The organism is Longimicrobium sp. (assembly GCA_036377595.1).
Lineage (GTDB): Bacteria > Gemmatimonadota > Gemmatimonadetes > Longimicrobiales > Longimicrobiaceae > Longimicrobium.
This window is the reverse complement of the sequence record DASUYB010000149.1, coordinates 1-10,265: the sequence shown is the minus strand read 5'-3', so window position 1 is coordinate 10,265 and position 10,265 is coordinate 1. Positions and strand designations below refer to the sequence as shown.

Here is a 10,265-nt window from a genome sequence, read left to right as displayed (position 1 = left end):
CTGCGCGAGCTGTACGACGAGGTGGGGGTGGACGTGGCGCGCTACTTCTTCCTGATGCGCCGCGCCGAGGCCCAGCTCACCTTCGACATCGACCTGGCGCTGGACCAGAGCGACAAGAACCCGGTCTACAAGGTCCAGTACGCGCACGCGCGGATGAGCAGCATCTTCCGCCGCGCCGAGGTGGAGCCCGAGACGCTCGACGCAGCCTCGGCCGACCTCTCGCTCCTCGAGCACGAGAGCGAGACCGAGCTGGTGAAGCTCCTCCTCCGCTTCCCGGAAGTGATCTCCGCGTCCGCCGAGCGGCACACCCCGCACGCGGTGTGCGAGTACGCGGAAGAGGTGGCGGCGGCGGTGAACTCGTGGTACCACGCGGGGAACCGCGAGCCGTCGCTGCGCGTGATCGGCGACGAGGTGCCGCCCGACGTCTCGCGCGCGCGGCTGGTGCTCGCGCGCGCCGTGCAGGTGGTGCTGCGCAACGGCCTGGCCGTGCTGGGCATCACCGCACCCGAACGGATGCAGCGCGAGAGCGGCGACGAGGCCGCGCTCGAAGCGGTCTGAAATCTCCCAAGCCCACACTGAACCTCCGGACCATGTCCATTCTCGTTGTCGGCAGCGTTGCCCTCGACACCGTCGAGACCCCGTTCGGACGCGCCGAGGAGGCGCTGGGCGGCTCGGCCACCTTCTTCTCCGCCGCCGCCAGCCTCTTCGGCCCCGTGCAGCTGGTGGGCGTGGTGGGCGACGACTATCCCGTCGAGGCGCTCGACTTCCTGGGCGAGCGCGGCGTGGACCTGGCCGGGCTGGAGCGCGCCCAGGGCGAGAGCTTCCGCTGGGCCGGGCGCTACTCGTTCGACCTGAACTCGCGCGAGACGCTGGAGACGCGGCTGGGCGTGTTCGCGCACTTCCAGCCCAAGATCCCCGCCGAGTTCCGCGACGCCGAGTGGGTGTTCCTGGGGAACATCGACCCCGACCTGCAGCTGGGCGTGCTCGACCAGGTGCACGCGCCCAAGTTCGTGGCGTGCGACACCATGAACCTGTGGATCGACATCAAGCGCGACCGGCTGCTGGAGCTGCTCAAGCGCGTCGACCTCCTGCTGGTGAACGACGCCGAGGCGCGCCAGCTCTCGGGCGACTTCAACCTGTCGCGCGCGGCGCGGTGGATCCTGGAGCGGGGCCCGCGCTACCTGATCATCAAGAAGGGCGAGCACGGCGCCATCCTCTTCACCCCGCACTCGGTGTTCTTCGCCCCCGGCTTCCCGCTGGAGGAGGTGTTCGACCCGACGGGCGCCGGGGATGCGTTCGCGGGCGGGTTCATGGGGCACCTGGCGCAGGCCGGGCGCTACGACGACGGCGACCTGCGCCGCGCGGTGATCTACGGCTCGGTGCTGGGCTCGTTCGCGGTGGAGAAGTTCTCGGTCGAGCGCTTCCGCGAGCTGGCGCCGGAGGAGATCGAGGACCGGGTGCGCGCGTTCCGGGAGATGACGGTGTTCGAGCTGCCGGTGGACGCCGGTGTCTGAGACGGCGGCGGGCGGGCTCTCGTACGCGGCGGCCGGCGTCGACATCGACGCGGCCGCGCGGGCGATGAAGGGCGTGGCGGCGCTGGTGCGCTCCACGGCCACGCCCGACACGCTCTCGGAGCTCGGCTCGTTCGGCGGGCTCTACCGCGTCCCGGCTGACGCGAAGCGGCCGGTCCTCGTCGCCAGCACGGACGGGGTGGGGACGAAGCTGAAGCTCGCCTTCCTCACCGGCCGCCACGGCACGGTGGGCGAGGACCTGGTCAACCACTGCGTCAACGACATCCTGGTCCAGGGCGCGCGGCCGCTCTTCTTCCTCGACTACGTGGGGCTCGGCCGGCTGCGCCCCGGCGTGGTGGAGGAGCTGGTCGGGGGGATCGCGCGCGGGTGCCGGCTGAACGGCTGCGCGCTGCTCGGCGGCGAGACGGCGGAGATGCCGGACTTCTACGCCCCCGGCGAGTACGACCTGGCGGGGACGATCGTCGGCCTGGTGGAGGAGGACCGGGTGATCGACGGCTCCGCGATCCGCGCGGGAGACGCGATCGTCGCGCTGGCGTCTTCGGGTCTGCACACCAACGGCTACTCGCTGGCGCGCAAGGTGGTGTTCGACCGGATGGGCCTCTCCGTCGACGATCCCTTCCCCGAGGAGGACGCCAGCGTCGCGGACGTGCTGCTGCGCGTGCACCGCTCGTATCTCCGCCCGCTCTGGCCGCTGGTCGAGCGGGGGGAGATCCACGGACTTGCGCACATCACCGGCGGCGGGCTGATCGACAACGTGCCGCGCATCCTGCCGGAGGGCGTGGACGCGCGCTTCGACCTCTCGTCGTGGACGGTGCCGCGCGTCTTCCGCGTCCTCCAGCGCCACGGGGTGGTGGAGGAGCGGGAGATGTTCCGCGCCTTCAACATGGGCGTGGGGATGATCGCCGTGGTCGCCGCCGAGCGCGCGGACGCGGTGGTGGCGCACCTGCGCGGCGCGGGCGAGACGGCGTGGGTCGCGGGGGAGATCGTCCCCGGCGAGGGAAAGACGGTGCTGGCGTGAGGCGCGCGATTCTTTCACTCGCCGTGACGGCCGCGATCGGGGTGTCGGGGACCGCGGAGGCACAGATCTGCGTCGCCCCGGCGGTGAGCGGGTCCGATTGCGGCGCCACGGCGCAGGCGCTGCACAGCGCGGTGCCGCAGGTGGGGATCGCGGTGGCGGGCGGGAACCCGCTGCCGGGAACGGCCAGCGTGGGCGGCGTGCGGCTCGGGTTTCTTCCGCGCGTGACCGCGGACGTGCGGCTGACGGCCGCGTGGATGACGCTCCCTGACATCACCTTGCCCGATCCGGCGGCGTACGAGCGGACGGACGTGGTGCCGTCGGTGAACGTGGACGCGGCGGTGTCGCTGACGCAGGGGCTCCCCGGCGGCGTCGCCGGCCTCGGAGCGATCGACCTGCTGCTGAGCGCGGGGCTGCTCACCGGCGCGGGGCCGTTGGAGGGGACGAGCCTCGGCTATGGCGGCGGCGTGCGCGTGGGCATCCTGCGCGAGACCTTCGGCACTCCCGCGGTGAACGTCTCGGCGATGTACCGGCGGGTGGACGGCGTGCGCTACCGCGCGGCGCCGCGCGAGTTGGAGTTCGACGTGCGCGACGTGAGCCTGCGCGCCACGGTGGCCAAGCGGGTGGCGCGCATTGGCCTGGTCGGCGGGGCGGGGTACGACCGCTTCACCGGCGGCGACGCGCGCTTCTCCTACGCCGAAGGGAGCGGTTTCGTCTCGTCGAAGCCGGAGGAGGGGCGGTGGTCGCTCTTCGGCAACGTCTCCCTCCCGCTGACGGTCGGCGCGGTGACGCTGGAGGGCGGCTGGATGAGCGGCGGCGACGCGATCGAAGCCGCTCCCCCCACCGCGGCGTACGATCCGGGGAAGGGGACGATCTTCGGCTCCCTGGCGCTGCGGCTGTCGCTGTAACCGCGCGCGATCGAATCCGTCGACGGGCACGAAGCGGCACCGTGGAGATGTCATCCTGAGGACGCGGTGCGCCGAAGCCGCGTGAGCGTGGAATTCCGCCGCGTCCGAAGGATCTTGCCCGGGCGAAGCCGATGTCGGCTCGACGGGCGGATGCTTACGCGGGGGGCGAGCAGATCCTTCGCTCGGCGCCAACCTGAGGTGTGGACGCGAGATCGGCGCGGCGCCTCCCTCAGAATGACATCGCCAGGGGTTGTGTCGGGTGAGGTGGAGATTTAGTGAGTTGGCGGGGCGAGGGGTGACCTTCGCCCCTGCGCGTTCATGGAGACGGAGAGCGGATGACGGACGGCGTGCATCCCGACGACGTGCAGTGGATGCGCCGCGCGCTGGAGCTGGCGCCGCGCGGGTGGGGCCGCGCCGCGCCCAACCCGATGGTTGGCTGCGTCGTCGTCCGCGACGGACGCGTGGTCGGCGAGGGGTGGCACCGCGAATACGGCCAGCCGCACGCCGAGGTCGAGGCGCTCCGCGCGGCGGGCGATGCGGCCCACGGCGCCACCGCGTACGTCACGCTTGAGCCCTGCTCGCACTGGGGGAAGACGCCGCCGTGCACCGACGCCCTCACCGCCGCCGGTGTGCGGCGCGTGGTGTTCGCGGCGCACGATCCCAATCCCCGTGCGCAGGGAGGCGCCGAAGTGCTGCGCGCGGCGGGGATCGACGTTGCCGGCGGAGTGGAGGAGCAGGCCGCGCGCGACGTGAACGCCATCTTCTTCCACACGCACTCGCCGGCGGGGGAGCGGCGGCCGTTCGTGGCGCTCAAGCTGGCACTGTCGCTCGACGCGGCCATCGCGGACCGCGAGCGGCGCTCGGTGTGGATCACCGGGCCCGAGGCGCGCGCCGAGACCCATCGCCTGCGCGCGGGATTCGACGCGGTGGCGGTGGGGATCGGGACGGTGCTGGCCGACGATCCGCAGCTCACCGCGCGCGGCGACGCCGTCCCCCGAATCCCCCCGACGCGCGTGGTGTTCGACCGCGCGCTGCGGCTGCCGACGGACTCGCATCTCGTCCGCACCGCGCGCGAGGTGCCGGTGTTCGTGGTCGCGGAGGAAGGCGCATCTCCCGAAGCCGCCAGGGCGCTCGAAGCGGCGGGCGTGAAGGTGCTGATCTCCGCGCCGGGAGCCGAACGAGCGCTCGAATCGTTGCGGCAGGCGGGCGTCCGGTCCATGTTCGTGGAGGGCGGGGCCGGAGTGGCCGGTTCGCTCCTCCGCGCCGGGCTCGTGGACCGGCTGTACCTGTTCTACGCGCCGGTCTTCCTGGGGCCGGACGCGCTCCGCCCCTTCGACGCGCTGGAGAGCCCGCCCATCGCCGACGCGCCGCGGTGGAGACGGGTGGCGACGGAGGCGTTCGGCGCCGACACGCTCGTCACGCTCGCACGGGAGTAGGGGCTCTCGGGGAGATAACGATGCTGACCGTGGCAGAGCTCAGGAGATTGACGCGCGTTCTGAAAGACGTGAAGCGCGCGATGGGAAACCGTTCGAACTGGACGCAGGATTTTAGCAAAAGTATTGACGAGCAACTGCGGGAAATTGGATGGAGTGGCAGAGATGATCACAACTGGACTCATTTGGAATTCTGGGAACCCCAAAACCGGGTGCGAATTGGGGCATTGGAAATATCTTTTGAAGATACAGTCCATTCATTGCATTTCTGGGTGACCCTGCCCGGCGGTGACAAGAGCGTGATAGTGACGGGTGAAGAGGGTCCATGGTGGGACGCAATCCGAAAATGGCTACCAGAAGCATCATCGAAGATTGATGCCGTTCTGCTTCAAATTGAGGATTGGCCCAGACAGTTAGAGAAGCTGCGCGCCGCTGAGCTCGCGCTTGCGAGAAAGCAGTTTGGTTAGTTGGCATCGTTCGCCTGGAGCATATGTTCACGGGGATCGTGGAAGAGGTGGGCACCGTCGAGGCGGTGCGCGAGGAGGGGAACGGCGTGGTCTTCACCCTGGCCGCGCGCGCGGTGCGCGACGGGCTGGGGCTGGGCGACAGCGTGGCCGTCGACGGCGCCTGCCTGACCGTGACCTCGCTCTTCGACCACGCCTTCACCGTGCAGGCGGTGGGCACCACGCTCGGGCGCACGACCTTCGGCACCTTCGCGCCGGGGCGGCGGGTGAACCTGGAGCGCGCGCTGTCGCTGGGCCAGCGCCTCGGCGGACACATCGTGCAGGGCCACGTGGACGGGCTGGGCGAGGTGGTCGCCATCACCCCGCAGGACGAGCTGGTGCTGATCGACTTCCGCATGCCCGACGACGTGGCGGCGGTGACCGTGCTGCACGGCTCCATCACCCTGAACGGGATCTCGCTCACGGTGAACGCGCTTCCCGCGCCCGGGGTCTGCCAGGTGTCCATCATCCCCTTCACCTGGGAGCACACCAACCTGGTGGATCTCCAGGTGGGCGACGCGGTGAACCTGGAGGGCGACACCATCGGCAAGTACGTGCGCCACCTGCTGGGGATGCCCGCCGCGCAGGCGGCCGGCGGCGCGCCGCAGCCGGAGCACGTCCTGCGCGCATGGGGGTATGAGGGCACGCCCGGCGGCTGATCCGCCGGGCTTCGCGCAGAAAAGTATGGCGTACCCCATCGGCTCACGATGATATTCGAGCCGAGGAGCGCCGGAGAATCGCGCCGGAGCGGCCTGGTCCGCGCCGAATGCGCCTCCGCCCGAGCATGCGCCACAGGGCGATAGAGAGGGAGACCATGCCGTTCGACACCGTCGAAGCCGCCATCGAGGACATCCGCAACGGGAAGATGGTGATCGTCGCGGACGACGAGAACCGCGAGAACGAGGGCGACCTCGTGCTGGCCGCGGAGCTCGTGACGCCCGACGCCATCAACTTCATGGCCACGCACGCGCGCGGCCTGATCTGCTTGGCGCTGACCGCGGAGCGCGCCGACGAGCTGGACCTGCGCCTGATGACGGAGCACAACACCGAGGCGCTGGGCACCGCCTTCACCATCTCGGTGGACGCGGCGCACCGCTTCGGCGTGACCACCGGCATCTCCGCGTCGGACCGGGCGACGACCATCCGCGTGTGCATGGACGAGGCGAGCGTTCCCGGCGACCTGCGGCGCCCCGGCCACGTCTTCCCGCTGCGCGCGCGGCCAGGCGGGGTGCTGAGGCGCGTAGGGCAGACCGAGGCGTCGGTCGACCTCTCCCGCCTGGCCGGCCTCAAGCCCGGCGGCGTGATCTGCGAGATCATGAACGAAGACGGGACAATGGCGCGGCGGCCGCAGCTGGAGGGGTTCGCCAAGCGCTACGGCATCCGCTTCATCACCGTCGCGCAGATCGTCGCCTACCGCCTGCAGCGCGAGCGGCTGGTGCACCGCGCGGCCGAGGCCAACATCCCCACGCCCTACGGCGAGTGGCGCATCATCGCCTACCACAACGACGTGGACCAGTTCGAGCACGTGGCGATGGTGAAGGGCGAGATCGAGGGGATGGAGGACGTGCTCGTCCGGATGCACAGCGAGTGCTTGACCGGCGACGTGTTCCACTCGCTGCGCTGCGACTGCGGCGAGCAGCTGGACGCGGCGATGCGCAAGATCGAGGCGGAGGGGAGCGGGGCGATCGTGTACCTGCGCCAGGAGGGGCGGGGGATCGGGCTGGTGAACAAGCTGCGCGCCTACACCCTGCAGGACCAGGGGATGGACACGGTGGAGGCCAACGAGAAGCTCGGCTTCCGCCCCGACCTGCGCGACTACGGGATCGGCGCGCAGATCCTGCTGGACCTGGGGCTGTCGAAGATCCGCATCCTCACCAACAACCCCAAGAAGATCGTGGGGATCGACGGCTACGGGCTGTCGGTGACGGAGCAGGTGCCGCTGGGGGTGAAGCCGAACCCGCACAACACCGGCTACCTGCGCGCCAAGCGCGAGAAGATGGGCCACCTCTTCCCCCTCGAGGTGGACGAGGAGCAGCTGGACGAGCAGGCGGCATGAACTGAAGTGCGAGAGTGCGAAAGTGCGGGAGTGCGAAAGCAACTCCTCGCGCCCCGCACGTTCGGCTCGCGCCGATCACTCTCGCACTTTCGCACTTTCGCACCTTCGCACTCTCTGTCATGATCGAGCACGCGGGGCACTTCCGGGGAGAGGGGCGGCGGTTCGGGATCGTCGTGGCCCGCTTCAACGACTTCATCACGCGGCCGCTGCTGGCGGGCGCGCGCGACTGCCTGCTGCGCCACGGCGTGGCCGACGACCACATCGAGGCCGCCTGGGTTCCCGGCGCGTGGGAGATCCCCTCCACCCTCGCCGCGCTGGCGAAGACGGGGCGCTTCGACGCGCTGATCGCGCTGGGATGCGTGATCCGCGGCGCCACCCCGCACTTCGACTACGTCGCAGGGCACGCGGCCAGCGGCACCGCAGCGGTCGCCGCGGCCCACGATCTGCCTGTCATCTTCGGCGTGCTGACCACCGACACCATCGAGCAGGCCATCGAGCGCGCCGGCACCAAGGCCGGGAACAAGGGGTGGGACTCGGCCCTGGCGGCGCTGGAGATGGCGGACCTGTTCGCCACGCTGAAGAACGGGGGGAACGCCGGGTGAGAAGCCGCAGCAAGGCCCGCGGGTGGGCGCTCCAGGGGCTGTATGCCTGGGAGAGCCGCGGGGGCCAGCCGGAAGACGCCATGCGCATCCTGCAGACGCTCTTCTCCACCCTCCGCGTGTCGCCGGCCAACCGGCCGTACGCCGAGGTCCTCGTCCGCCTCGTGGCCACCAACGTCGACCGCATCGACGGGCTGCTGAAGGACTCCCTCGCCAACTGGCGGATCGAGCGCCTGGCCGCCATTGACCGCAACGTCCTGCGCCTGGGCGTGGCGGAGATGCTGTTCGTCGACGACGTCTCGCCGCGCATCACCATCCGCGAGATGGTGCAGCTGGCGGAGAAATACGGCACCCACGACAGCCCGCGCTTCGTGAACGGCGTGCTCGACGCGGTGATGCGGCGGGTGGCGCCGGAAGGGGCCGCGCCCGCGCGGTGAAGCTGCTCGTCGTCAACTGGCAGGACCTGGCCAACCCGCACTCCGGCGGCGCCGAGGTCCACCTGCACGAGATCTTCGGCCGCCTGGCCCGCCGCGGGCACGACGTCACCCTCCTCTGCTCCGGCTTCCCCGGCGCGTCTCCCACCGCCGAGGCGGACGGGATGCGCATCCACCGCGTCGGCGGCCGGCACACCTTCACGCTGGCCGCCGCGCCCTACTATCGGCGTCACCTCTCCGCTGAAAAGTGGGACGTGGTGGTCGAGGACCTGAACAAGGTCCCGCTCTTCACCCCGTACTGGGTCCGCCGCCCGCTCGCGCTCCTCGTCCACCACCTGTTCGGCACCACCGCGTTCCGCGAGGCCTCGGCGCCGTTCGCCGCGGCCACCTGGCTGCTCGAGCGCCCCATCCCCCTGGTCTACCGCGGCCTGCCCACGGAAGCCGTCTCCGAGAGCACGCGCGACGACCTCGTCGCCCGGGGCCTGCGCGGTCAGGACATCCGCGTGATCCACAACGGCGTGGACGTGGAGTTCTTCCGCCCCGATCCCGCGATCTCCCGCTTCGACGAGCCCACCTTCCTCTCCGTCGGCCGGCTGCGGAAGTACAAGCGCATCGACCACGCGATCGAGGCCGTCGCCCGCCTCAAGTCGCGCAACCGCCTCGTGCGCCTGCTGATCGCGGGGAAGGGGGATGACGAGCCGCGCCTCCGCGCAGCCGTCGAGCGGCTGGGCGTCGGCGACCGGGTGACGTTCGCGGGGTTCGTGAGCGAGGAGGGGAAGCGCGACCTGATGCGCCGCGCGTGGGCCACCGTCCAGCCGTCGCCCAAGGAGGGGTGGGGGATCACGAACATCGAGGCCGCCGCCTGCGGCACGCCCACCGTCGCCAGTGACTCGCCCGGACTGCGCGAGTCCGTCGTCCACGACACCACGGGGCTGCTCTACCCGCACGGCGACGTGGACGCGCTGGCCAACGCGCTGGAGCGGCTGGCGATGCACCCGGCGGAGGTCGCGCGGCTGGGCGCGGGCGCGCACCAGTTCGCGCAGGGCTTCACCTGGGAGCGCGCCGCCGATCTCACCGAGGCGCATCTCGCGGAGGTCGCTGAAGGGCGGTTGAGTTAACAGCAAGTCTCACGCAGAGTCAGCAGGGTTAGCAGAGGAACAGCTGTGGTTCTCTGCTAACCCTGCTGACTCTGCGTGAGATCAAGTCGTTTTCCGGATCAGCTCTCGTCGAGATCGTCCTTCCAGACGGCTTCGACGACCTCCACCTCCAGCTCGTCGGCCGGGAAGTAGTGGTAGCCGCAGTGCTCGGTGAACACGGCCACCTCGCGCAACGCTTCGTCCACGATGTGGAAGGCGAAGTGGAAGAGCGCGTGCGAGCCGTCCGGGAACGCGAGCCGAACGCTGCGGCCCGCCGGGAAGTCGTGCGCCAGAAGATGGTCGCGCGCCTCGCCCGTCGTGTCCTGGATGTGCTGCTGGAGCCTCGCCTTCCAGCGCGGAAGTACCTCGTGCGCCATGATCTCTCCCTTCGCGTGTGGCGTGGACCCGGCGTCCTCGGCAGGGCCGCGAATCCGACGCAGGATGGAAGGGGCGGGGATGGGAAGATACAACCGGCGGCGGGTCTGGTGAACCGGGGACGAAGCGTTTCTTGTAGCGTTGAAGTAGAAATGTCCGGGTTGGTTGAAATAGAAATGTCCTCCTTCGGGGCAGGTTCGCCCACACTGGCGGCGACACCTGCCACGGAGCGAGGAGATGCTAAAGTTGAGCACACGAGATCGAGATCGTCTGA

General features: G+C 70.3%; 12 protein-coding genes. 11 read left to right on the top strand and 1 reads right to left on the bottom strand.

Going from position 1 to position 10,265, the window contains the following annotated elements; genetic code table 11:
- From VF092_26275 to VF092_26225, 11 genes are all read left to right on the top strand, one after another.
- Positions 1 to 558: DALR anticodon-binding domain-containing protein (locus VF092_26275; protein ID HEX6750821.1), on the top strand; the 558-nt coding region annotated here is incomplete at its 5' end.
- Positions 559 to 590: 32 nt separating this feature from the next.
- Positions 591 to 1,514: a PfkB family carbohydrate kinase gene (locus VF092_26270; protein HEX6750820.1), complete on the top strand. Its 924-nt coding sequence runs from the start codon at positions 591 to 593 to the stop codon at positions 1,512 to 1,514.
- A complete protein-coding gene (gene purM / locus VF092_26265) occupies positions 1,507 to 2,550 on the top strand; it encodes a phosphoribosylformylglycinamidine cyclo-ligase (protein ID HEX6750819.1) in 1,044 nt (347 codons plus the stop codon). Before VF092_26270 ends, purM begins: the two co-directional genes overlap by 8 nt.
- An 83-nt stretch (positions 2,551 to 2,633) precedes the next feature.
- Positions 2,634 to 3,455 carry a hypothetical protein gene (locus VF092_26260; protein ID HEX6750818.1) on the top strand — a complete coding sequence of 274 codons (822 nt, stop codon included), beginning with the start codon at positions 2,634 to 2,636 and terminating at the stop codon, positions 3,453 to 3,455.
- A 335-nt stretch (positions 3,456 to 3,790) separates the two neighbouring features.
- Complete coding sequence (gene ribD, locus VF092_26255; protein HEX6750817.1) at positions 3,791 to 4,891, top strand: bifunctional diaminohydroxyphosphoribosylaminopyrimidine deaminase/5-amino-6-(5-phosphoribosylamino)uracil reductase RibD; 1,101 nt, start codon at positions 3,791 to 3,793, stop codon at positions 4,889 to 4,891.
- 20 nt (positions 4,892 to 4,911) lie between these two features.
- Positions 4,912 to 5,355, top strand: a complete 444-nt coding sequence (locus tag VF092_26250) for a hypothetical protein (GenBank protein HEX6750816.1) — start codon at positions 4,912 to 4,914, stop codon at positions 5,353 to 5,355.
- A 23-nt stretch (positions 5,356 to 5,378) separates the two neighbouring features.
- The gene (locus VF092_26245; protein ID HEX6750815.1) at positions 5,379 to 6,050 is read left to right on the top strand and encodes a riboflavin synthase; all 672 of its coding nucleotides are present in this window, start codon (positions 5,379 to 5,381) and stop codon (positions 6,048 to 6,050) included.
- 155 nt (positions 6,051 to 6,205) lie between these two features.
- On the top strand, positions 6,206 to 7,447 hold the full coding sequence (locus VF092_26240) for a bifunctional 3,4-dihydroxy-2-butanone-4-phosphate synthase/GTP cyclohydrolase II (protein HEX6750814.1): 1,242 nt from the start codon (positions 6,206 to 6,208) through the stop codon (positions 7,445 to 7,447).
- A gap of 119 nt (positions 7,448 to 7,566) precedes the next feature.
- Positions 7,567 to 8,049, top strand: a complete 483-nt coding sequence (gene ribE / locus VF092_26235; GenBank protein HEX6750813.1) for a 6,7-dimethyl-8-ribityllumazine synthase — start codon at positions 7,567 to 7,569, stop codon at positions 8,047 to 8,049.
- Complete coding sequence (gene nusB / locus VF092_26230) at positions 8,046 to 8,483, top strand: transcription antitermination factor NusB (GenBank protein ID HEX6750812.1); 438 nt, start codon at positions 8,046 to 8,048, stop codon at positions 8,481 to 8,483. The genes ribE and nusB overlap by 4 nt, the downstream gene beginning before the upstream one ends.
- The gene (locus VF092_26225; protein HEX6750811.1) at positions 8,480 to 9,598 is read left to right on the top strand and encodes a glycosyltransferase family 4 protein; all 1,119 of its coding nucleotides are present in this window, start codon (positions 8,480 to 8,482) and stop codon (positions 9,596 to 9,598) included. Before nusB ends, VF092_26225 begins: the two co-directional genes overlap by 4 nt.
- A gap of 98 nt (positions 9,599 to 9,696) precedes the next feature.
- Here VF092_26225 and VF092_26220 read toward each other — a convergent pair whose 3' ends face one another.
- On the bottom strand, positions 9,697 to 9,993 hold the full coding sequence (locus VF092_26220; protein HEX6750810.1) for a hypothetical protein: 297 nt from the start codon (positions 9,991 to 9,993) through the stop codon (positions 9,697 to 9,699).
- Between the last annotated feature and the right edge of the window lie 272 nt (positions 9,994 to 10,265).